Origin of the sequence: Xanthomonas arboricola pv. juglandis (genome assembly GCF_905367715.1) — a bacterium.
Lineage (GTDB): Bacteria > Pseudomonadota > Gammaproteobacteria > Xanthomonadales > Xanthomonadaceae > Xanthomonas > Xanthomonas arboricola.
The window spans coordinates 4,152,617-4,174,093 of sequence record NZ_HG999362.1 but is presented as its reverse complement, the minus strand read 5'-3'; the positions used below and the strand labels follow the sequence as shown (position 1 = coordinate 4,174,093).

General features: G+C 65.4%; 18 protein-coding genes and 1 other RNA gene. 9 read left to right on the top strand and 10 right to left on the bottom strand.

Features of this window, described 5'->3' with window-relative positions; genetic code table 11:
* Positions 1 to 54: 54 nt before the first annotated feature.
* From KHN93_RS17880 to KHN93_RS17870, 3 genes are all read right to left on the bottom strand, one after another.
* Positions 55 to 1,347 carry an ABC transporter permease gene (locus KHN93_RS17880; RefSeq protein ID WP_167763658.1) on the bottom strand — a complete coding sequence of 431 codons (1,293 nt, stop codon included), beginning with the start codon at positions 1,345 to 1,347 and terminating at the stop codon, positions 55 to 57.
* Positions 1,348 to 1,359: 12 nt separating this feature from the next.
* Positions 1,360 to 2,079, bottom strand: coding sequence for an ABC transporter ATP-binding protein (locus KHN93_RS17875; RefSeq protein WP_047127363.1), 720 nt, complete (start codon positions 2,077 to 2,079; stop codon positions 1,360 to 1,362).
* A gap of 103 nt (positions 2,080 to 2,182) precedes the next feature.
* Positions 2,183 to 3,454 (bottom strand): efflux RND transporter periplasmic adaptor subunit, encoded by a 1,272-nt coding sequence (locus KHN93_RS17870; RefSeq protein ID WP_026064021.1) that lies wholly within the window; start codon positions 3,452 to 3,454, stop codon positions 2,183 to 2,185.
* Between the two features lie 204 nt (positions 3,455 to 3,658).
* On the opposite strand from KHN93_RS17870, the gene glmS reads away from it, so the two are divergent.
* Positions 3,659 to 5,488: a glutamine--fructose-6-phosphate transaminase (isomerizing) gene (glmS, locus tag KHN93_RS17865; protein ID WP_184438225.1), complete on the top strand. Its 1,830-nt coding sequence runs from the start codon at positions 3,659 to 3,661 to the stop codon at positions 5,486 to 5,488.
* A gap of 268 nt (positions 5,489 to 5,756) precedes the next feature.
* Here glmS and KHN93_RS17860 read toward each other — a convergent pair whose 3' ends face one another.
* Positions 5,757 to 6,392 (bottom strand): Crp/Fnr family transcriptional regulator, encoded by a 636-nt coding sequence (locus KHN93_RS17860; RefSeq protein WP_211920950.1) that lies wholly within the window; start codon positions 6,390 to 6,392, stop codon positions 5,757 to 5,759.
* Positions 6,393 to 6,481: 89 nt separating this feature from the next.
* Here KHN93_RS17860 and KHN93_RS17855 point away from each other — a divergent pair, with 89 nt between their 5' ends.
* The 4 genes from KHN93_RS17855 (at position 6,482) to KHN93_RS17840 (ending at position 9,389) form a co-directional block, all read left to right on the top strand.
* Entirely contained in the window at positions 6,482 to 7,165 is a 684-nt protein-coding gene (locus KHN93_RS17855; RefSeq protein WP_211920948.1) for a hypothetical protein, read from the top strand.
* Positions 7,166 to 7,362: 197 nt separating this feature from the next.
* Positions 7,363 to 7,836 (top strand): hypothetical protein, encoded by a 474-nt coding sequence (locus KHN93_RS17850; protein WP_039518789.1) that lies wholly within the window; start codon positions 7,363 to 7,365, stop codon positions 7,834 to 7,836.
* A 228-nt stretch (positions 7,837 to 8,064) separates the two neighbouring features.
* Entirely contained in the window at positions 8,065 to 9,213 is a 1,149-nt protein-coding gene (locus KHN93_RS17845; protein ID WP_211920946.1) for a hypothetical protein, read from the top strand.
* 99 nt (positions 9,214 to 9,312) lie between these two features.
* A non-coding RNA gene (locus KHN93_RS17840) (sX9 sRNA) lies at positions 9,313 to 9,389 on the top strand.
* Positions 9,390 to 9,520: 131 nt separating this feature from the next.
* Here the strand turns inward: KHN93_RS17840 and gloA are convergent.
* The 4 genes from gloA to KHN93_RS17820 all read right to left on the bottom strand — a co-directional run bounded on the left by gloA (position 9,521) and on the right by KHN93_RS17820 (position 13,856).
* Positions 9,521 to 10,045, bottom strand: coding sequence for a lactoylglutathione lyase (gene gloA, locus KHN93_RS17835; RefSeq protein WP_166773128.1), 525 nt, complete (start codon positions 10,043 to 10,045; stop codon positions 9,521 to 9,523).
* Between the two features lie 218 nt (positions 10,046 to 10,263).
* Entirely contained in the window at positions 10,264 to 11,565 is a 1,302-nt protein-coding gene (locus KHN93_RS17830; RefSeq protein WP_211920944.1) for a copper resistance protein B, read from the bottom strand.
* Positions 11,562 to 13,373 carry a copper resistance system multicopper oxidase gene (locus tag KHN93_RS17825; RefSeq protein WP_212579675.1) on the bottom strand — a complete coding sequence of 604 codons (1,812 nt, stop codon included), beginning with the start codon at positions 13,371 to 13,373 and terminating at the stop codon, positions 11,562 to 11,564. Before KHN93_RS17825 ends, KHN93_RS17830 begins: the two co-directional genes overlap by 4 nt.
* 81 nt (positions 13,374 to 13,454) lie before the next feature.
* Complete coding sequence (locus tag KHN93_RS17820; protein ID WP_053045874.1) at positions 13,455 to 13,856, bottom strand: CopL family metal-binding regulatory protein; 402 nt, start codon at positions 13,854 to 13,856, stop codon at positions 13,455 to 13,457.
* 134 nt (positions 13,857 to 13,990) lie between these two features.
* Between KHN93_RS17820 and KHN93_RS17815 the strand changes: the two genes are divergently transcribed.
* Both KHN93_RS17815 and KHN93_RS17810 read left to right on the top strand, forming a co-directional pair.
* Positions 13,991 to 15,094 carry a PLP-dependent cysteine synthase family protein gene (locus KHN93_RS17815; protein ID WP_024938387.1) on the top strand — a complete coding sequence of 368 codons (1,104 nt, stop codon included), beginning with the start codon at positions 13,991 to 13,993 and terminating at the stop codon, positions 15,092 to 15,094.
* 99 nt (positions 15,095 to 15,193) lie between these two features.
* Positions 15,194 to 17,218: a M3 family metallopeptidase gene (locus KHN93_RS17810; protein ID WP_211920942.1), complete on the top strand. Its 2,025-nt coding sequence runs from the start codon at positions 15,194 to 15,196 to the stop codon at positions 17,216 to 17,218.
* Between the two features lie 96 nt (positions 17,219 to 17,314).
* Here the strand turns inward: KHN93_RS17810 and fabB are convergent, their stop codons facing one another.
* Together fabB and fabA are read right to left on the bottom strand one after the other, a co-directional pair.
* Positions 17,315 to 18,523: a beta-ketoacyl-ACP synthase I gene (gene fabB, locus KHN93_RS17805; RefSeq protein ID WP_024938384.1), complete on the bottom strand. Its 1,209-nt coding sequence runs from the start codon at positions 18,521 to 18,523 to the stop codon at positions 17,315 to 17,317.
* Positions 18,523 to 19,038 carry a 3-hydroxyacyl-[acyl-carrier-protein] dehydratase FabA gene (gene fabA, locus KHN93_RS17800; protein WP_065047801.1) on the bottom strand — a complete coding sequence of 172 codons (516 nt, stop codon included), beginning with the start codon at positions 19,036 to 19,038 and terminating at the stop codon, positions 18,523 to 18,525. Before fabA ends, fabB begins: the two co-directional genes overlap by 1 nt.
* Positions 19,039 to 19,379: 341 nt before the next feature.
* Between fabA and dinB the strand changes: the two genes are divergently transcribed.
* Entirely contained in the window at positions 19,380 to 20,459 is a 1,080-nt protein-coding gene (gene dinB, locus KHN93_RS17795; protein WP_065047799.1) for a DNA polymerase IV, read from the top strand.
* A gap of 173 nt (positions 20,460 to 20,632) precedes the next feature.
* Complete coding sequence (gph, locus tag KHN93_RS17790; protein ID WP_065047797.1) at positions 20,633 to 21,283, top strand: phosphoglycolate phosphatase; 651 nt, start codon at positions 20,633 to 20,635, stop codon at positions 21,281 to 21,283.
* Positions 21,284 to 21,477 lie beyond the last annotated feature (194 nt).

Below are 21,477 nucleotides of genomic sequence, written 5' to 3'. Positions count from 1 at the left end.
CCTTGAGAAGGGCTGGCGAAACGCTGCGAAAGGGCGCGCGGTTCGGAGGTCAGCTCACTGCGCTTTGAGTTGAATGGCCGGTGGCACGGTGCATGCGCGCCATGCGGGGAGCAGCCCGGCCACGATGCTGGCCACCAGCGCGAGGGCAAACGTGGCCAGCAACATTGCCGGATCCAGCCTTGCCAGGTCGGCATATTGAGCGGGTTGTTGACGCACCCCCCACAGCCCCAACGCGGCAAGACCGAGCCCCAGGATGCCGCCGACCAGACCGATGGTTCCTGCCTCGACCAGGGACTGCGCGAAGATGCTGCGCTTGGTTGCCCCCAGTGCCCGGCGCACGCCGATCTCTCCACTGCGGCGCATGAATTTGGCCAGCAACAGGCCGACGGTATTGACCAGACACACCAGCAGGAACCCGAATGCCAGCCAGGTCTGCAGGCGCACATCGCTGGGAACGACCTTCTTGAAGTCCAGCCACTCCATCACGCTGCGCAGCTGGACGTTCGTGGGCTGCTCGAAGCGCCCGGCCCGTCGCTGTTGATCCGAATAGTTCTCCAGGTACTGACGGTATGCAGTGACCTTCTGTGGCGTATCCAGTTGCACCCAGTACTGGACCCAGGAACAGGCAGCGTTGATATCTTCCGGCGAACTGCTTTCGCCCCAGCACGAACGCTGTCCACTGTTTGAGAGTTTCAGTTCCATTGCGGTACTGAACGGCAGGAAGACCTGCTCGGACTTGTCGTAGGCCTGGCCACCCAGGTTGTAGAACGCTGGGGTCAACCGCCATTCGCGAACAACACCCACAACCCGCATGATGTTGCGATTGACGTTCACCGTACGGCCGACGCTGTCCTCACCATGGAAGAGCTTCTTGTTCAGTGCTTCGGAGATCACCACCACCCGTGCACGGCTGCCGTCATCGCTGGCCGTCCAGGGGCCGCCATAAAGGAAGGGCACATTGAACATGGGGAAGAAATCAACGGACGTGTAACGCGCGTCCAGCATCATTGGCCGCAACGTGGTGTTGTCCGGTTCCAGCGGAACGGTGCCTGCGGTCATCATGACCTGACGGTCCCCACGCTTTTCCCGTAGCAGCGCCTCGGCATCGAAGCGGGTCAACTGATCCAGTGCATCGTCGTCTTGATAGCCCAACGAACGCGCATCGAGCTGCGGATGAAACAGCGTGCCGCTTTTCCCCGGCAACGGATCGCCAGACAGGATGTAGAACACCGTCAGTGTGGTCATGCTGGCGCCGATGCCGAGTGCGATGGCCAGCACCATCAGCGCGGTGAGCACCTTGTTGCGGCGGAAGCTGCGTAAGGCAAGATTGAAGTAGTAGCCGAACATGGGATGTGCCTCTTACTCGGCCAGGGTGGCGGCGCTGTCGCGCGCGCGCATCAGGGCGGGGTTACGTTCCAGATCGGTGGCCTGGCCGTCGACGATATGCACGTTGCGCTGCGCGCGTGCGGCCAGTTCCGGGTCGTGGGTGACCATGACGATGGTGGTGCCCTGGCTGTTGATCTCTTCCAGCAGTTCCATCACCCCGCGTGCCATCTGCGAGTCGAGGTTGCCGGTGGGTTCGTCGGCCAGCAACAGGCGCGGGCTGCCGGCCAGCGCACGCGCGATGGCGGCGCGCTGCTGCTGGCCACCGGACAGCTCGGTGGGGTAGTGCTTCAAGCGCGAGCCCAGGCCGACCTTGGTCAAAGCTTCTTCGATGCGCTGCTTGCGCTCGGCCGCGGCCATGCCGCGATAGCGCAGCGGCACATCGACGTTGTCGAACAGGTTGAGATCGGGAATCAGGTTGAAGCCCTGGAAGATGAATCCGATCTTGCGGTTGCGCAGGCGCGAACGCGCGTCATCGGACAGATGGCTGACGTCTTCGCCATCGAGCAGATACTGCCCGCTGGTGAAGGTCTCCAGCAGCCCGGCCAGGTTGAGGAAGGTGGTCTTGCCCGAGCCGGAGGGGCCGGTGACCGCGACGAATTCGCCTTCGCGCACATGCAGGTCCAGCGAGCGCAGCGCGTGCGTTTCCACCTGTTCGGTGCGGAAGACCTTGGAGACCGATTGCATCTTGAGCATTGCCGATTCCTTTACGAATAAGGTGTGTGCGAAAGAGATTGAGAGTGGCTGACATACCGTGGCGAGCAGCCTGATGGCTGCGCAGCAGGTGTGCTGGCCGCCTTTAGTGAACGGTGACGCGCGGTGCATCCCCGAAGTTGTCTGCGCCGGAGACCACCACGCGGTCGCCGACCTGCAGCCCGGACAGCACCTGCACCTCGCCCAGGCTGCTGACACCCATGCGCACCGGCCGGCGCACCGCGGTGTTGCCATCCATCACATAGGCGTAGCTGCCGCCGGACTGTTCGACGAACGGGCCGCGCTCGACCTTGAGCACGTTGCGGCGCGTGTCCATCACCACGCGTGCGCTCATGCGCTGGCTCTGGCGCAGGCCCGGCGGCTGCTTGTCGGCGAATCGGATGCGCGCAGTGACTTCGCCATTGACCACTTCCGGCGACACCGCCGAGATCGCGCCGGGGAACGGCTCGCCGCTGCCGCTGGTGAGCTGCGCCGGCATGCCGATTGCCAGATCGCGCGCAAAGCTCTCAGGCACCTTGATCTCCACTTCGAACTTGGACAGGTCCACCACGCCCAGGATCGGCGCGTTTGCCGCGACCTGGGTGTGCTGTACCGCCTGCACCTGGCCGACCTGGCCATCGAACGGCGACAGCAGCGTGAGCGCATCCACCTGGCGCTGCACTTCGGCCACCACCGCGCGCTGGCGGTCGGCGAGCAGGCGCTTGTTGCGCGAATCCAGGTCTGCACCCTGGCTCTTCAGCGACGCATCCCGCTCGGCGTGCTGCAGGTCGATGTCGGTCTTCTTCAAGGTGTCCTGCGCCTTGGCCAGTTCCACCTGCGGCACCGCGCCGCCATCGTAGCCGCGCTGGTAGCGCTCCAGGTCGCGCGCGGCGGCCTGCTTGTCGATCTTGGCCTGGTCGGTGAGCTTGCTGGCCGTGGCGCGGGCCAGGGTGGCGTCCAGGGCGGCGCGGCTGGACTCGGCTTCCAGCCCGGCCAGGGTGGCCTGCTCCTGCGCCAGCTTGCTGCGCAGCTCCGGGCTGTCGATGCGGGCCAGCTCCTGGCCCTGCTTGACCACGTCGCCGGCCACCACGCTCAGCGTCACCGTGCCGGCCGAGATGGCATACAGCACGGGGCTGTTGGCGGCGATGACGCGCCCGTCGGCGGCGATGTCGCGCACCAGGTCGCCCTGGCTGACCGTGGCGATCCGCACCCGGCTGGCATCGAACGAGCGGCTGCCGGCGCTCCACGCGGTGACTGCCCAGCCGATGCCGGCCAACACGGCGACCACCGCGATGCCGGGCCATAGCCAGCGGCGCCAGGGCGCGCTCTGGGCGGGTGTACGGAGAACCTGGTCCTGGGCGGAGGTATCGCGAATCATGGTCGGCTGGCTCAGTGGCGTCACTGCGATAAAGCAGGACGTGTGCCAACCTACAAGTCATTGAATGCATTCGTTTTTAGATGTTTGCGGCCAGTGTCCGCAGTGTCCGCGGACACTGGTGCGGACACGCTGTCCGGGCATGGTCATGCAGCGGACAATAGCGGACACGCTAAAATGCCCGGCTTCGTCCTCAAGGGTTGTCCTATGTGCGGCATTGTCGGAGCGATCGCCGGGCGCGACGTGGTCCCGGTCCTGATCGAAGGACTGAAGCGTCTGGAGTACCGCGGCTACGATTCCTCGGGCATCGCCGTGCTCGACGGTGCGCAGGTACGCCGCGTGCGCCGCACCGGGCGCGTGGCGGAGATGGCGCAGGCGGCGCAGGCCGAGCAGTTCGGGGCGACGCTGGGCATCGGCCACACCCGCTGGGCCACCCATGGCGGGGTCACCGAGGCCAATGCGCACCCGCACATCAGTGACGGTGTGGCACTGGTGCACAACGGCATCATCGAAAACCACGAACAGCAGCGCGAGAAGCTGCGCGCGCTCGGCTACACCTTCGAGTCGCAGACCGATACCGAAGTGATCGCGCACCTGATCCATCACCATCTGGGCAGCGCAGGCGACCTGTTGACCGCGCTGCAGCGCACCGTCAAGGAGCTCACCGGTGCCTACGCGCTGGCGGTGATGAGCCAGGCCGAACCGGAGCGCTTCGTCTGCGCGCGCATGGGCTGCCCGCTGCTGATCGGCGTGGGCGAGGGCGAGAACTTCGTCGCCTCCGATGTCTCGGCCATCGTGCAGGCCACCCGCCAAGTGATCTTCCTGGAAGAGGGCGACACCGCCGACCTGCGCCGCGATGGCGTGCGCATCTTCGATGGCAACGACGCGCCGGTCGAGCGCCCGCTGCACCTGTCGGATGTGTCGCTGGCATCGCTGGAACTGGGCCCATTCCGCCATTTCATGCAGAAGGAAATCCACGAGCAGCCGCGCGCGTTGGCCGATACCATCGAGGCGGCGATCGATGCCAAGGGCTTCCCTGCGTCATTGTTCGGGCCCAATGCCGAAGCGGTGTTGCGCGACATCGAAGGCGTGCAGATCCTGGCCTGCGGCACCAGCTACTACGCGGGTCTGACCGCGCGCTACTGGATCGAAGCCATCGCCGGGCTGCCGTGCAGCGTGGAGATCGCCAGCGAATACCGCTACCGCGCCGCCTACGCCAATCCCAGGCACCTGATCGTCACCATCTCCCAATCCGGCGAAACGCTGGACACGATGGAGGCGCTGAAATACGCCAAATCGCTGGGGCATCTGCACACCTTGTCGATCTGCAACGTGCCCGAAAGCGCGATCCCGCGCGCCAGCGAACTGGTCTGCTACACACGTGCCGGTGCCGAGATCGGCGTGGCCTCGACCAAGGCGTTCACCACCCAGCTGGCGGTGTTGTTCCAGCTGACCATGGTGTTGGGCAAATTGCAGGGGCGCATCAGCGAGGCGGAAGAAGCGGAGTATCTGGAGCAGCTGCGCTTCCTGCCGGGCAGCGTGCAGCACGCGCTGAATCTGGAGCCGCAGATCATGGCCTGGGCCGAGCGTTTTTCGGCCAAGGAAAACGCATTGTTTCTCGGCCGCGGCCTGCATTACCCGATCGCGCTGGAAGGCGCGCTCAAGCTCAAGGAAATTTCCTATATCCACGCCGAAGCGTATCCGGCCGGCGAGTTGAAGCACGGCCCGCTGGCCCTGGTGGATGCAGCGATGCCGGTGGTGGTGATTGCGCCGAACGATCGCCTGCTGGAAAAGGTCAAATCCAACATGCAGGAAGTGCGCGCACGTGGCGGCGAGCTGTTCGTGTTCGCTGACCAGGACAGCCACTTCAGCGAGTCCGAAGGCGTGCACGTGATCCGCACCCCGCGCCACGCCGGCGTGCTGTCGCCGGTGATCCACACCATCCCGGTGCAGTTGCTGGCCTACCACACCGCACTGGCACGCGGCACGGACGTGGACAAGCCGCGTAACCTGGCCAAGTCGGTGACGGTGGAGTAGCGGCACAAGCCCGGCATCGTGCTTGGTCGGAGATGACGATCGGTAACTGGAGAGTCATTCGTCCAACTGGCGCTGACGGGTGATGGGCGTGCAGGTACCGATTCGTCCAACATGAAAAATGCAGAAGGGCGGGGTGCGTCATTGCTCCCGCCCTTTCGCATTTCCACAGCGCGACTCGTGGCGTGTCACCCACAGACTGGATGGCGCATGCTGGTTATGCGAGGGGGCTTGGCCTGACCATTGAGGCGCGACTTGGCATCCAGGGGCGCTAGTCGTGCTCTCGCTCCCCTGCGAGGATCGCTGCCAGGGCGTCCATGTTCAGCACATTGACTTTGCCGTAGCCAACGTCGATCAAGCCTTGGGCTTTCCAGGCCTTCAAGAGCCGGTTCACGGTAGGACGGGAGACGCCCAGCCTGTCGGCAAGAGCACTCTGTGGCATGCGGATGCTGGGTTGGGCAGTGAGAAGCTGGGCCGCCAACCGGCGTTCGAGCGAACGTGCCTGATTGGCTTCAATCCAGTCCAGGGTCTGCCGATAGCGTGAGCACACCAGGCGGGTGATGGCCAGCAGCGCCGCCGGGTTGGATGCGATCACCCGGTTGAAGGCGGCAGTCGAGACGACGGCGATCTTGCTACGTCCGTGGGCCACCGCGCTGAACGCCCGTGCCCGCGCATCCAGTAGTGGAACTTCCCCAAACCACTGGCCTGGTCCAAGCACCAGCGACAGCCTCTCGCTGAGCTGCATCGGCTCCAGTGAGACCCGGACCGCGCCGCTGAGAATGCCGAACATGCAGGCAGGGGAAGAGCCCAGATCAAAGATCCGCTGGCCCGCAACAAACGTTCGAACCGACGCCTGGGAGAGAAAAATCTCTGCAATCTCTGGACTCAGGGTGCCATCGTCGGGCATGGCCGGGACCGTGGTCGAACTGTTCTGATTTTACAGTCTGGCGGGTTCAACGGGGGCACCATGCAGGCCTAATCCTTGGAGCACCAGCCATGTATGTGGGTCACTTTGCGATCGGACTGGCCTTGAAAGCGCGCTTTCCGAGTACCCCGACGCTTCCGCTCCTGCTGGGCGTCGGCTTCCTCGACATCCTGGACGGCATCTTCATCATGCTTGGCTGGGACCTAGTAACGCCCAACCTCGCTGCAGGCCCCTATCTGTTCTTCGACCTGACATTCATCGACTGGGATCATTCGCTGTTGGCGGCGGTCGTGTGGTCGGTTGTCTGGGCCGGTTTCTTCTGGAAAGACAGGCGCGTTGCAGTCCTGGCGTTTATCGCGTCCTTCTCTCACTTCCTCGCCGACTGGCCGATGCACAACAATGACCTGGCGCTTTTGCCGCATTCCCAGACCCACCTTGGCCTGGGACTGTGGGGACGGCTGGGAACTGCCTCGTGGGTGATCGAAGGAATCTTTGTTGCGGTGCTGGCCGCCTACGCCTGGCAGTCGGCGCGCAAGCGGGGGGTGAATTGGACCTGGCCGCTTGTCGTCTTGACGGTCGTGTTCTTCAATCTCTCCCCGTGGCTGTCTCCGATGAAGCACATTGCCGTGCTGGACGAGCCGGCGACACATATGCTGCACGGCTTGCTCGTAACGCTGGGGTTTCTTCTGCCGGGTGCATTGCTCACGTGGCTCGTGGATCGTGAAGCGCGAAAGACACTGGTGCTGCGTCCCTGATGACGCGCCCGGCAGCGGCAGTGGGTTCGGTCGCGGGTAGCGGTTGACTGGCGCCGTGCAAGGCGCTGCTCGGGGGGACAACCCATTGCGCGATCCGGCTGCGGTGCACGACTGGCAGACGACAGGCCCGGCTGCCAACGCGATGGCCCAGGTTATGCATACGCTTCCTGCGAGGGTCCCATCACGCAGGAGGACGTATGCACGAGTCTTTCAAACAGGGCGCGCCGGCGGAATTGTGGCAGGCGTTGGTACGTGAGGCGGGGCAGCGGATTGCACAGCCGCTGGACGAATCGCGCGAGCATTATCTGGTCTTCGTGTTGCTGCGCCTGCAGCGCGATGCGCAGCTGTTTTCGCGCACGCAGGCCCTGGCCTGGTTGCACGCGCAGGACCAGATCGGCAGTCTGCGGGCCGATGCATTACGCGACATCGGAGATCAATGCCTGCTGATTGCAGGCCTGTTTCCCGGCATTGCACAGCGTCGGCGGCTCAGCGTCGACTACTTCATCGAGCTGGGCCGCGGCGCGTATTTCGAAGTGGCCGACACGCGTTACAGCGATGCAGGTCTGTTCGCGCAGTTGGCCGCCACCTATCGCGAGTTGGTCCGCACGCTTGCGGCGCTGCGCCCGCCGCGCGAGTGGCAGCGCAGTCACGGCGGGCTGCTGCATGCCTAGATAAGCGCCACTTCCGGGGCGGTCCCTACAGCTGTGGGGACCGCCCCGACTGCCAATCGCGCATGATGCGCTCACACTGAGTCCGCAACTGAGCGTTCTAGCCGACTGCGGACCGTTGTCTGAGGGACCAAAGCACTGTGTCGTTGATCGCTGTCCGCGCGATCTGACAGTGCCATGTCGCATTGCGTGGGGGACACGCAATGCGACGCTCTCCAGGGGAAGGAATTCATGAAAGCACTAATTGCAGTGGCGATCTCGGCGCTGAGCGGCGCCGCAATGGCCAGCGACGTCCCGCCCGGTTATGCGGGCGTGGGCGGCATGACCTTGCAGGACATCGACCCGGCCATCTATGCCTATCACTACGACCACGGGTTTGTCGGTGAGGACGCGATGGGGTGGGATCCGGCGCTGCAGTTCGCCTGGTCGCGCATCGCTGCGGCCAAGGTCTGCGGCCAGCAGCCTGTCGAGCAGGACGCCCTCGTTGCCAGGCTGGTCGCGCAGTACGGCCAGGATGCGGCCGTGCATCAAGTCAACGGCATCGCATTTCATGAAGTGCAGATGCGTGCCTCCAGCGCGTTCTGTACCGCCACCCGTGGTGCCGAGGCGGTGGCAGTATTGCCCGCATTTGCCAACGGCGATTTTTCGACGGCAACGACCTATGCCGCGGCTGCAGTTGCCGGCACGCTGTCGGTCGCCGAGACACAGCAACAGCCCTCCGCACAAACGCAGGGCGATGCCGACGCAGTCATTGCACCATCGGCGGATTGGGCGTTGCAGCTGCCGTTGCATGCCAGCATGCGTGTGGGGTCCAACGGCCAGCCCAACGGCGACGAAATGTTGCGCGTGGTGCGGCGCGGGCACACCGGGGCAGTGGTGGGCCTGCAGATCGCCACCAGCCTGTTCACGCGCGGCGTCGCAGTGTCGGCCTTCGGCAAGGGGCAGCTGAAAGGCGAAAAGATGGAGGCCGTGGGCAATCCCGGTTATCAACTGCAGCGTGATGCGGTCAATGCGCGTCTGAAGAGCTACTTCACCGGGCATCCGGCAGCACTGCCGGCGGAACCGTTCCCGCTGCAGGTCCTGATGTCCGATTGGCTGCTCGTCTACCAGAGCCTGGCCGATACCAAGTCGCCCTACGAGTTGCGCTACGCGGTGACGATTGGCGGTGAACGCTCCGGACTGTTGAAGCGCAAGGCGAGTCCGGTCAATCTGGACTGCGCGCCCACACCGCGCACCGCATCGCTCGAGGAGTGGGAGGCAAACGACTACGCGCTGGTCAAGCAGGCCGCACAGGCCTACAGCGAGGAATGCGCCGCAAAATTTGCCGAGCAGTTACCGCAGTGGTTCCCGGATAGAGAGGCAGTTGCCACCTCCAACTGAGGCAACGTGTGATGCTGCAGGATGGCGCCTGCATCTAAGAGTGGCTACCAAAACTACTGCGCCGTCGTCAGGCGGGCGCAGCCGGTGCTCGGAATCGGCATGTGCCACTCGTACGTTCCGGTTCTGGGCGCGCCGTCCGCACTCACCTGATGATCGCACGCTACGTTGCGTTAGCCACTGGAAGTGCGCTGCGCGCATCCAACTGGGTGGGCGTTCTCTGCCGATATACCCTGCTTGAAAGCGAAGTACCGACAGCGCATGTGCCTGAAACAAAAATGCCCGGGAACCCCGGGCATTTTGTTACGGATTACGCCAGCGGCGTATTGGAAATGATCTCCACCCAGTAGCCGTCCGGGTCCTTGATGAAGGCCAGGTGCTTCATGCGGCCGTCTTCCAGGCGTTTCTGGTACGGCACGTTGAGGCTATCGAAACGTGCGCAGGCGGCGTGGATGTCGGGTACCGAGATGCAGATGTGGCCGAAGCCGCGCGGCTCGCTGTTGCCGTCGTGGTAGACCGGGCCGTCCTGGGTTTCGGTGCCGTGGTTGTGGGTGAGTTCGAGCACGCCGGGGATGCCGGCCATCCACAGCCGACGCGCGGCATCGTCGTCGGGGATCGCGGTGTCGTCGGGCAGTAGGGCCAGGAAGTACAGGCTGAACTGCGCATCGGGAAAATCACGTGCGTCCAGCAAGCGGAAGCCCAGCACGCGCGTGTAGAAATCCAGCGAACGCTGCGCATCCTTGACGCGCAGCATGGTGTGGTTGAACACGAAACCGGCAGTGTCGGCAGGTGCGGCGCTGGCGCCGGGGACGTGTTGCAGGTTGGTCAAAGGCATTGCGGTCTCCTCGATGGAATGCGGGGGCAGGTCAGGCTGCACTGGAGGTGGATGTTAGCGGGGCAATGGTTGTCGGCATGTCTGCACCGTGCGCGTCGGCGGTCTAGCCGCGCCGCTATCTGATTGATCGCGCGCGGCAGCACGAACTGCGCTGTTCAAGGTCGTGGCATGGGCCTGCACCGAGTCCGAACGGTCAGGCCCATGCGCACAGCGTTGTCTCAGAACCAGATGCGCAGGCCGGCAACAAACCGGCTGTCGCGTGCAGGCTCATCGTCGATCGCGGCGCGGCGGGCGGTGTCGCCGAAACTGCGGCTGTGCACCCAGCCGATATAGGGCGCGAAGCGACGGGTGATTTCGTAACGCAGCCGCAGGCCGACCTCGACCTGATCCAGCCCGCTGCCGACGCCGCGCCGGTCATCGTCGGTGAGGGCGATATCGGCTTCCACGCGTGGTTGCAGGATCAGCCGGTTGGTGAGCAGCACCTCGTACTCGCCTTCCAGGCGTAATGCCGCGCGGCTGCCGCTGCCGACATAGAGCGTGGCTTCGGTCTCGAACTTGTAGGGCGCCAGGCCCTGCACGCCGAAGGCGGCCCAGCTGCGATGTTCGCCCGCTCCGATGTCCTGACGTGCGCCAACCAGCAGGTCCCACCATGGCGAGATGGCGTGACCATAGAACGCCTCCACCGATGCGTCCTGCGTGCGGCCATCCTGCCGCTCGCCTTCGCTGCGCAACCAGAGCCGGTCGATATCGCCGCCGATCCAGGCGCGCGCTTCCCAGTCCTGGCCACTGCCGCGCGTGGTGTCGAAGGCTTCCAGTCGATCGAGCAACACGTAGTGATTGATGCCTGGCGCGTGCATCGCATGGTGCTGCAAGGGGGCGAATGCCGCCGCGATCTCCTCGGCAGTGGGCTCGGGGATCGGCGTACGTGGCAGTGCGCCGGTGCCGGGCGATGCCGGCGTTTGCGTCACCGCTTCGGCATGCGGCGCGTGCTCCATGTCGGAGTGATCCATCGCCCCATGCTGTTGCTCGTGCTGCATCGACGCATGATCCATCGATGCGTGCTCCATTGCATCGTGGTCGCTGTCTGCCTGTGATTGCCGGGCGTGGTCCAGTTGTGGATTTGCAGAGGTCTGGTGTGCGGAGTGCTGGACATCGGCATGCTGCATGCCTGCGTGGTGCATCGATGCCGGCGCTGCCGAAGCGTCGGGCTGTACTGGGTGTTGCGCAGGCATGCTGTCAGCAGCCTTTGTCGATGCTGATGCTGATGCTGATGCAGTGCTGGAGTGCTGCGCGTGCTGCATCTGTGCATGATCCATTTGCATCGCCTCTGCGCTCTGCTGCGCGGATGGCGGCGATGCCTCCGTTGCGATGGATGTCTGCGGCTGGGCCGCCTGCATTACATGTGCGCCATCGACGTGCGCGGATGACTCCATCGCCGCATGCTGATGCTCCTGTGCAGTGGCCGATGCGCTCAGCAGCAGTGCGAGCAGCGTCCTGTATTGCGTCCGTAGCGTACTCATGCCTCCACCCGCACTTCGCGCATCATGCCCGCTTCCATGTGGTACAGCAGATGGCAATGGTAGGCCCAGCGGCCCAATGCATCGGCGCGGACGCGATAGCTGCGGCGTGTGCCGGGCGGCATGTCGATGGTGTGCTTGCGCACCTGGAAATTGCCATCGGCGTCTTCCAGATCGCTCCACATGCCGTGCAGATGGATGGGGTGCTGCATCATGGTGTCGTTGACCAGTACGATGCGCAGCCGCTCGCCGTACTGCAGCCGCAAGGGCTCTGCCGAGGCGAAGGCGATGCCGTCGAACGACCAGGCGAATTTTTCCATATGCCCGGTCAGATGCAGCTCGATCTCGCGGCCGGGTTCGCGCCCATCCGGATCCTCGAACAGGCTGTGCAGGTCGGCGTAGCGCAGCACTTGGCGGCCGTTGTCGCGCAGGCCAACTCCGGGATCGTCCAGGCGCGGTGAAGTGGCATTGCTGCGCATGTCGATCAGCGGGTTGCCGTCTTCGCTGGCGGGGTGATGCGGCGTCTTGTCATCTGTATGCGCTTGGGTATCGCCATGCGTATGCATGTCGTGCATCGCATGCGCTGCCTGCATCCCGGCTGCGCCGTGCATGGCGTGACCTGCATGCGCCATGCCATCGCCGTGCCCCATGTCCTGCATGGTGAGGATCGCGCGCGGATCCAGCGCGGGAATCGGTGCCTGCAGCCCATGCCGCACCGCCAGCGTGCCGCAGGCGAATCCGGTGCGGCCCATGTCCTGCGCGAACACGGTAAACGCGTCCTGGCCGATGGGCTCGACAAGCACGTCGAAGGTCTCGGCCGCCGCAATGCGCAGCTCGTCCACGCTGACCGGATGCACGTACTGGCCGTCGGCGGCCACCACGGTCATGCGCAGGCCGGGGATGCGGATGTCGAAGTAGGTCATCGACGAGCCGTTGATGAAACGCAGCAGTACTTTCTCGCCAGGCTTGAACAGGCCGGTCCAGTTGCCGGCCGGGGCGACGCCGTTGAGCAGGTAGGTGTAGGTGTTGGCGTTGACGTCGGACAGGTCGGTCGGGGTCATGCGCATGCGCCCCCACATGCCGCGGTCGGCCAGCGTTGCGCGCAGGCCGTCGTCGCGCGCGTCGCGCAGGAAATCGCCCACCGTGCGCTGCGCGTAATTGTCGTGGCTGGGCATCTGCTTGAGCCGCCGGAACAGCGCGGCCGGGTCCAGGTCGGTCCAGTCCGAGAGCAGCAGCACATGTTCGCGATCGTGCCGGTACGGCGGTGGTGTCAGCGGATCAATGACGATCGCACCGTACAGGCCGGCCTGTTCCTGAAACATCGAATGGCTGTGATACCAGTAGGTGCCGGACTGGCGCAGCGCGAAGCGGTAGTGGTATTCCTGGCCCGGCGCGATGCCGTCGAAACTCATCCCCGGCACGCCGTCCATGTTGGCCGGCAGCAACAGGCCGTGCCAGTGCACCGAGGTGGGTTGGTCAGCCAGCGCGTTGCGCACGCGCACGCTGATCGTGTCGCCTTCGCGCCAGCGCAGCGTGGGGGCCGGCAGGCTCTGGTTGACGGTGATGGCGGGGCGGCTGCGCCCGGTGAGGTTGACCGGCATACGGCCGATCTGCAGCGTCTGGCTGCTGCCGCGCAGGACCGGCGTACTCACCGGGTTGGACGCACGCGCATCGCTGCGCCACAGGCCGCCGGCGGCGGCAACGCCGCCCAGGGCAAGGCCTTGCACGAAGCGGCGTCGACTCAGGCCGCCACAGGAAGGGGGATCGAAAGAATTCGGATCGAAAGACATGACATCTCCACTGCGCCCCACCACCGAAGGCGGACGCATCACATCGCTTAGAAACCCCGCGCAGCAAGCGCACGGGCCCGATGACGGCGCAGCCGTCAGCGCTCAGGCGATGGGAGGTCGAACCGGTTGTTCGGGCACCGGGCTGCTGCGCCCTTCGGCCAGGGTGGCAGGCAGGGTGGGGCGGCCAGGCAGGCCGGCGGGCACCGCAGGCAGGGTCAGCAAGGCGAGGCTGCAGTGCTGCAGGCAGTCGCAGCTGCCCAGCTTGCAGCAGTCGGCCGCGTGCGCGTGCTGGGTTTTATCAGGGGGATGCGTCGCAGCGGGCGGCGGCATGTCGGCATGGCACGGCATCGCGGCCGACATGGGCGCGTGCGCCATCGACGCGGTCGCAACCATCCCGGCCGACGCCATCTCCGGCAGCGCCATGCCCACCGACGCCCACGCGCCGGTAGCCGTATTGGCAACCAGGCACAGGCACAGCAGCAGGCGGAGCAGGCAACGCAGCACGGGCAGTCAGGGCGGGGCGGTCAGGTGCGACGAGCATAGCATCGGCTCCCAGCTGTCCGCCCGATGACCCGCCGGCCGTGGCCGCGCGCCCGGCAGCGGTAGAATTGACGCTTCCTTCGCCGCACAGTCCTGCCATGTCGCAGCGCCAGTGGGTGGCCGCCGCCATCCAGAAGATCGAGGCCGATTTCAACCGTTCGGCCGACACCCATCTGATTCCGATGGACCTGCCGGGCTTTCCGGGCATCGACCTGTATTTCAAGGACGAGTCCAGCCACCCTACCGGCAGCCTCAAGCACCGGCTGGCGCGCTCGCTGTTCCTGTACGCGCTGACCAACGGCTGGCTGCGGGCCGGGCGGCCTGTGATCGAGGCCTCCAGTGGCTCGACCGCCATCTCCGAGGCCTATTTCGCGCGGCTGCTGGGGGTGCCCTTCATCGCGGTGATGCCGGCTTCGACCTCACCGGAAAAGATCGCCGCGATTCAATTCCAGGGCGGCCGCTGCCATCTGGTCGAACGTGCCTGCGATCTTGACAGCGCCTCGCACCAGCTCGCGCGCGAGACCGGCGGCCACTTCATGGACCAGTTCACCTACGCCGAGCGCGCCACCGACTGGCGCGCCAACAACAACATCGCCGAATCGATCTTCAAGCAGCTGGCCGAGGAGCCGCATCCGATTCCCGACTGGATCGTCTGCAGCCCCGGCACCGGCGGCACCAGCGCCACGCTCGGCCGCTATGTGCGCTATCGGCGCCATGCCACCCGCATCCTCTGCGCCGACCCGGAAGTGTCGGTGTTCTTCGACGGCTATTGCCGCGCGGTGGACGGGCAGTGCCCCAAGGAGCTGGCCATCACCGGCGGCTCGCGCATCGAAGGCATCGGCCGCCCGCGGGTGGAGTCCAGCTTCATCGCCAGCTGCGTGGACGTGATGATCAAGGTGCCCGACGCCCTGAGCCTGGCCGCCATGCGCCATGTCAGCGCCACGCTCGGCCGCCGCGTCGGTGGCTCCACCGGCACCAACTTCGTCGGCGTGCTGCAGGCCGCCCAGCGCATGCGCCAGGCCGGCCGCAGCGGCTCCATCGTCACTATCCTGTGCGATGCCGGCGAGCGCTATGCGCACAGCTATTACGACCCGGCCTGGTACGTGGCGCGCGACATCGACGTCACCGACAGCGATGCGGCCATTGCCATCGCCGTCAACGGCGGCGACCTACCTGCGCTGCCTTGTGCGGCGCTGGAATGATCGCCATATCCGATCAGCTGCTGGCAAAACCGTTGCGTTTGGCAACGTCTGTCAGCCCCTCGCCCTGATTCCTGATCCAGTCCACCGCCGGAGCGCCCCATGACCAACCCGCTGCTCGACCTGTCCGGACTGCCGTCCTTCGATGCGATCCGCCCCGAACACGTGGGCCCGGCAATCGACCAATTGCTGGCCGACGCCGAGGCCGCGGTGAAAGCGGCCGAGCAGGTCAGCCCGGTCAGCTGGGACAGCTTCGTGGTGCCGCTGGACGATGCTACCGAACGGCTGTGGCGTGCCTGGGGCCAGGTCGGCCATCTGCAGGCGGTGGTCAACACGCCGGAACTGCGCGAGGCCTACAACAGCAATCTCCCCAAGCTCAGCCGCTTCGGCAGTGCGCTGGCGCAGAACCTGGCGCTGTATGCGCAATACAAGGCGCTGGCCGAAGCGCCGGAAGCGGCGCACTACGACGCCGCGCGGCGCAAGGTGCTGGAAAACGCGCTGCGCGATTTCCGCCTCGGCGGTGCCGAGCTGGATGATGCGTCCAAGGCGCGGTTTGCGCAGGTCCAGGAAGAACTGTCCGCACTGGCCGCCAAGTTTTCGCAGAACGTGCTCGATGCCACCGATGCTTGGTCGTACGTGAGCGAGGACGTAACCGAACTGTCTGGTTTGCCGGCCGAGGTAGTCGCCGCTGCACGCGCGGCCGCGGAAAAGGACGGCGTGCCGGGCTGGAAGCTGACCTTGCAGATGCCGTGCTATCTGCCGGTGCAGACCGATGCGGACAATCGTGAGTTGCGCGCGCGGCTGTATCGCGCCAACGCCGAGCGCGCCTCCGAGTTCGGCGATGCCGCGCTGGACAACAGCGCCAATATCGATCGTATCCTGGCCTTGCGCGCCGAACTGGCGCAGCTGCTCGGCTTTGCCAGTTACGCGGAGTATTCGGTCGCCACCAAGATGGCGCAAAGCCCGGATGAAGTGATGGGCTTCCTGCGCGATCTGGCAGTGCGCGCCAAGCCGTATGCGCAACGCGACCGTGCCGAGCTCGAAGCCTTCGCCCGCGACGAACTTGGCCTGGACGAACTGCAGGCCTGGGATCTGGCCTACGCTTCCGAGAAACTCAAGCAGGCGCGCTACAGCTTCTCCGAGCAGGAGGTGAAGCAGTACTTCACCGAGCCCAAGGTGCTGGCCGGTCTGTTCGATGTGATCCACAGCCTGTATGGCCTGACCGTCAAGCCCGACCGCGCGCCGGTCTGGCATGCGGATGTGCGCTTCTATCGCCTGGAAGATGCGCAGGGCGAGCTGGTCGGCCAGTTCTATCTGGACCTGTACGCGCGCGAAGGCAAGCGTGGCGGCGCGTGGATGGACGATTGCCGCAACCGCCGCGACACCGCTAACGGCGTGCAGACGCCGCTGGTGTATCTGGTGTGCAACTTCGGCCGCGGCAGTGGCGCTACGCCGGCCACGTTCCGGCATGGCGAAGTCACCACGCTGTTCCATGAAATGGGGCACGGCCTGCATCAGTTGCTGACCCGCATCGGCGAATTGGGCGTGGCCGGCATCAACGGCGTGGAATGGGACGCGGTGGAACTGCCGAGCCAGTTCATGGAGAACTTCTGCTGGGAATGGGAGCGCGTGCAGGCGATGACCGCGCACGTGCAGACCGGCGAACCGCTGCCGCGCAACCTGTTCGACCGGTTGCTGGCTGCACGCAATTTCCAGAGCGGCATGTTCACCGTGCGCCAGCTGGAGTTCGCGTTGTTCGACATGCAGCTGCACAGCAGCTTCGACCCGACCCAGGAAAACGTGCTGCAGCTGATCGAACGGGTGCGCGACGAAGTGGCGGTCAACCGCCCGCCGGCATGGAATCGCTTCCCGCACCAGTTCAGTCACATCTTTGCTGGCGGTTACGCGGCCGGTTACTACAGCTACAAGTGGGCCGAAGTGCTCAGCGCCGATGCCTACGCCGCCTTCGAAGAAGCGCCCGAGCAGGTGGCCGACACCGGCGCGCGCTTCCGCCATGAAGTGCTGTCACGTGGCGGCAGCCGCAGCGCGGCCGACAACTTCCGCGCCTTCCGTGGGCGCGCGCCGAGCATCGATGCGCTGTTGCGGCACAACGGCATGGCCGGCTGAGCCGGGAGTGGGGAATCGGGATTGGGGAGTGGCAAGAGCGATCTCTCGACACAAATCCCCAATTCCCAATTCCGCGCGGCGCCCGGCGCCGCGCCGTCACACCCGGCCGAACACCAGCGCCGCGTTGGTGCCGCCGAAGCCGAAGCTGTTGGACATCACCGTGTTCAACGTGGCGTCCTGGGTCTGTCGCAGGATCGGAAAGCCTTCGGCGCGCGGGTCGAGTTCATCGATATGCGCCGAGCCGGCCATGAAGCCGTCGCGTAGCATCAGCAGGCTGTAGATCGCCTCGTGCACGCTGGCCGCGCCCAAGGAATGGCCGGACAGCGCCTTGGTCGAGGACAGCGGCGGGACGTTGTCGCCGAACACCTCGCGTACCGCGCCCAGCTCGGTCACATCGCCCAGCGGCGTGGAGGTGCCGTGCGTGTTGAGGTAGTCGATCGGCTGCGTCAGGCCCTGCATGGCCATGTGCATGCAGCGCACCGCACCTTCGCCGCTGGGCGCCACCATGTCGGCGCCATCGGAGGTCACGCCATAGCCGAGCAGTTCGGCATGGATGCGTGCGCCGCGCGCGATGGCGTGGTCATAGTCTTCCAGCACCAGCATGCCGCCGCCGCTGCCGATGACAAAGCCGTCGCGCTGCGCATCGTAGGGCCGCGAGGCCACGGCGGGGCGATCGTTGAAGCCGGTGGACAGCGCGCCCATCGCATCGAACATCACGCTCATGGTCCAGTGCAGTTCTTCGCCGCCGCCAGCGAACATCACATCCTGCGCGCCGTGCCGGATCAGGTCTGCGGCCGCGCCGATGCAATGCGCCGAGGTCGCACACGCGGCCGACAGCGAATAGCTCAGGCCACGGATCTTGAACGCGGTCGCCAACGAAGCGGAGACCGACGAACACATCGTGCGCGGCACCATGTACGGGCCGACCTTGCGCACGCCACGGTTGCGCAGCAGATCGGCGGTTTCCACCTGCCACTGGCTGGACCCGCCACCGGAGCCGGCAATCAGGCCGGTGCGCAGGTCGCTGACCTGCTCGGCATCCAGTCCGGCATCGGCGATCGCATCGCGCATGGCCAGGTAGGCGTAGGCCGAGGCATCGCCCATGAAGCGTTTGAGCTTGCGGTCGATCAGGCTGTCCAGATCCAGCGCCACCGCACCGCCAACCTGGCTGCGCAGGCCGGCGTCGGCATGATCGGGCAATGCGGTGATGCCCGAGCGGCTCTCGCGCAAGGCGCTGGAGACGGTGTCCAAATCATTGCCCAGGCAGGAAGTGATGCCCATTCCGGTGACGACGACGCGACGCATCAGAAATTCTCCGTTGAAGTGAACATGCCCACGCGCAGATCGTTGGCCGTATAGATTTCGCGCCCGTCCACCAACATGCGTGCATCGGACTGCGCCATCACCAGCTTGCGGTTGATCACGCGGCTGATATCGATTTCGTAACTGACCAATTTCGCGCTCGGCAACACCTGGCCGGTGAACTTGACCTCGCCGCAGCCCAGCGCGCGGCCGCGGCCCGCTGCGCCGATCCAGGTGAGGAAGAAGCCGGTCAGCTGCCACATCGCGTCCAGGCCCAGGCAGCCGGGCATCACCGGGTCGTCGATGAAGTGGCAGCCGAAGAACCACAGGTCCGGGCGCACGTCGAGTTCTGCGCGGATCAGGCCCTTGCCATGCGCGCCGCCGCTGTCGTTGATCTCGGTGATGCGGTCGAACATCAGCATCGGGTCGTTGGGCAGGCGGGCACTGTCGGCTCCGAACAATTCCCCGCGCGCGCTGGCCAGCAGTTGGTCGCGCGAGTACGCACTTAGACGAGTCATGACGAACGTTTCCTACAAGAAGCGAAAGGCGATGCCGGCAAGGGTGCATGAGGGCGCGCGGTTCAATCAAACGTTTTATCCGTACGCATGCGTGCTGTTTTCAGCCGGTTGCGCAGTGTGGCAAGCATGTGTTGCAGACAGGATCCAACGCGGATCACGGCATTCAGCGGAACGCGGTCAGGCATGCCTGCTCGGCGTGGATCGGCGCCCGGACAGACGCAGCAGAGCGTCCCGCCAGCGCTCGCGTCCGTTCGCGCCCGGGCTTGCGCGATGGCGCGGCGCAAGACGTGAGACGCGGCTGATTTATCATAGTCCGACGCTTTCGGAGAGATGCCAGCTTGATGCGCAAGATCGTGCACGTGGACATGGATGCGTTCTACGCGTCCGTGGAGCAACGTGACGATCCATCGCTGCGCGGCAAGCCGGTGGTGGTGGCCTGGCGCGGTGCGCGCTCGGTGGTATGCGCGGCCTCGTACGAAGCGCGCACCTATGGCATCCGTTCGGCCATGCCGGCGCTGCGTGCCGAGCGCCTGTGTCCGGATGCGGTATTCGTGCCGCCGGATTTTGCGCGCTACAAGGCGGTGTCGCGGCAGGTGCGCGAGATCTTCCATCGCCACACCGATCTGGTCGAGCCGCTGTCCCTGGACGAGGCCTATCTGGATGTCACGCAGGCCAAGACCGGCATGCAGCTGGCCACCGAAATCGCGCAGTTGATCCGCAGCCAGATCCGCGAGGAAACCCAGCTCACCGCATCGGCCGGCATCGCACCGAACAAGTTCCTGGCCAAGATCGCCTCGGACTGGCGCAAGCCCGACGGGCAGTTCGTCATCGCGCCCAGTCGTGTCGATGCATTCCTGCTGCCGCTGCCGGTGAACCGCATTCCCGGCGTGGGCAAGGTGATGGATGGCAAGTTGGCGGCGTTGGGGATTGTTACGGTCAGCGATCTGCGGCTGCGTCCCCTGGAAGAGTTGCAAGCGCATTTCGGCAGCTTCGGGCAGAGCCTGTACCGCCGCGCACGCGGCATCGACGAGCGCCCGGTCGAGCCGGATCAGGAGGTGCAGTCGGTGTCCTCGGAAGATACCTTCAGCGAGGACATCGCGCTGGAGGCACTGGATCCGCACATCCTGCGCCTGGCCGAAAAGACCTGGCTGGCCACGCGCCGTACCGAGCGGATCGGGCGCACCGTGGTTCTCAAGTTGAAGACCTCCAACTTCCGCATCCTGACCCGCTCGTACACGCCAGATCAGCCACCGGCCTCGCTGGAGGCATTGGCGGAGATCGCGTTGGCGCTGACCCGGCGCGTGGAGTTGCCCGACGACACGCGCTATCGCCTGGTCGGGGTGGGATTGAGCGGTTTCAGCGACGTGGAAGAGGGCGCAGTGCAGGGCGAGTTGTTCGGCGATATGCCGCCGGCGCAGTGAGTGCGGGGCGGCATGGCTGCTGCACCGCGGCCGCGGCGTGCGGTGCATGCAGCGATGACTGCAGCCACGCATGCATCGACGCTGGCATCGGCCGTTTGTATCGCGCCACGGTGACGCGCCCTGAATCCCGCAGCTCGTACACTGCAGGCCGCTCCCCCAACGAGACTGTGCGCATGTTTCCGTATCCGCTGGTGATCTTCGACCTGGATGGCACGCTGGTGGACAGCGCACCCAATATCGCCGAAGCGCTCAATGCCACCTTGCAGGAACTCGGGCTGCAGCAGTTCAGCGAGGCGACGATCCGCAGCTGGATCGGCGAAGGCGTGCAGGTGCTGCTCGCCACCGCCTTGCGCGAAGCCGGCGGCACCCACGATGCCGGTACCGAGATGCCGCTGATGATGCGCCACTACCAGGCCAGCCTGCTGCACGACCCGCAGCTGTATCCCGGTGTTGCCGAGGCATTGGCCGGCCTGCGCGAGGCCGGCGCCACGCTGGCACTGTGCACCAACAAGCCCGCGCGCTTCATCGCACCGCTGCTGGAGCACCTGGGCATCGCTGCGCATTTCAGCAGCGTGCTCGGCGGCGATTCGTTGCCGCAGCGCAAACCCGATGCCGCGCCGCTGCTGCACCTGGCCAAACAGTTCGGGCACACACCGCAGCAATGCCTGATGGTCGGCGATTCGGCCACCGACGCGGCTGCTGCAAACGCCGCGGCAATGCCGCTGGCGATGGTGCGTTACGGCTATCTGCGCGGCTTCGATGTGCAGAGCGCCGGTGCCGTGGCCATCATCGATGACATGCGGCAATTGCTGGCGCTGAAGTAAGGCGCGCAGTGTTGCCAGTGCGGGTGCGGGCGTCGTCCACACGGCGGTGAAGCAACCAACACCACCGTCGGCTGGCGGCGTTTGTCGCCTTAAATGAAGGTCTTTCGCACGCTGGTCGCCTCGTCGGCCAGCTAACGCGCACAGTTCCCCACCGGTGCGCGTCCTTGGTGACGTCAGCGCTGCCGGAAGCGGCA

Bases quoted from the DNA above. Each gene is read 5' to 3' on its own strand.
- KHN93_RS17830 (WP_211920944.1), bottom strand. From the start codon at position 11,565: ATGAGTACGCTACGGACGCAATACAGGACGCTGCTCGCACTGCTGCTG.
- glmS (WP_184438225.1), top strand. From the start codon at position 3,659: ATGTGCGGCATTGTCGGAGCGATCGCCGGGCGCGACGTGGTCCCGGTC.
- KHN93_RS17815 (WP_024938387.1), top strand. From the start codon at position 13,991: ATGTCGCAGCGCCAGTGGGTGGCCGCCGCCATCCAGAAGATCGAGGCC.
- fabB (WP_024938384.1), bottom strand. From the start codon at position 18,523: ATGCGTCGCGTCGTCGTCACCGGAATGGGCATCACTTCCTGCCTGGGC.
- KHN93_RS17855 (WP_211920948.1), top strand. From the start codon at position 6,482: ATGTATGTGGGTCACTTTGCGATCGGACTGGCCTTGAAAGCGCGCTTT.
- KHN93_RS17875 (WP_047127363.1), bottom strand. From the start codon at position 2,079: ATGCTCAAGATGCAATCGGTCTCCAAGGTCTTCCGCACCGAACAGGTG.
- KHN93_RS17850 (WP_039518789.1), top strand. From the start codon at position 7,363: ATGCACGAGTCTTTCAAACAGGGCGCGCCGGCGGAATTGTGGCAGGCG.
- dinB (WP_065047799.1), top strand. From the start codon at position 19,380: ATGCGCAAGATCGTGCACGTGGACATGGATGCGTTCTACGCGTCCGTG.
- fabA (WP_065047801.1), bottom strand. From the start codon at position 19,038: ATGACTCGTCTAAGTGCGTACTCGCGCGACCAACTGCTGGCCAGCGCG.
- gloA (WP_166773128.1), bottom strand. From the start codon at position 10,045: ATGCCTTTGACCAACCTGCAACACGTCCCCGGCGCCAGCGCCGCACCT.
- KHN93_RS17810 (WP_211920942.1), top strand. From the start codon at position 15,194: ATGACCAACCCGCTGCTCGACCTGTCCGGACTGCCGTCCTTCGATGCG.
- gph (WP_065047797.1), top strand. From the start codon at position 20,633: ATGTTTCCGTATCCGCTGGTGATCTTCGACCTGGATGGCACGCTGGTG.
- KHN93_RS17880 (WP_167763658.1), bottom strand. From the start codon at position 1,347: ATGTTCGGCTACTACTTCAATCTTGCCTTACGCAGCTTCCGCCGCAAC.
- KHN93_RS17870 (WP_026064021.1), bottom strand. From the start codon at position 3,454: ATGATTCGCGATACCTCCGCCCAGGACCAGGTTCTCCGTACACCCGCC.
- KHN93_RS17860 (WP_211920950.1), bottom strand. From the start codon at position 6,392: ATGCCCGACGATGGCACCCTGAGTCCAGAGATTGCAGAGATTTTTCTC.
- KHN93_RS17845 (WP_211920946.1), top strand. From the start codon at position 8,065: ATGAAAGCACTAATTGCAGTGGCGATCTCGGCGCTGAGCGGCGCCGCA.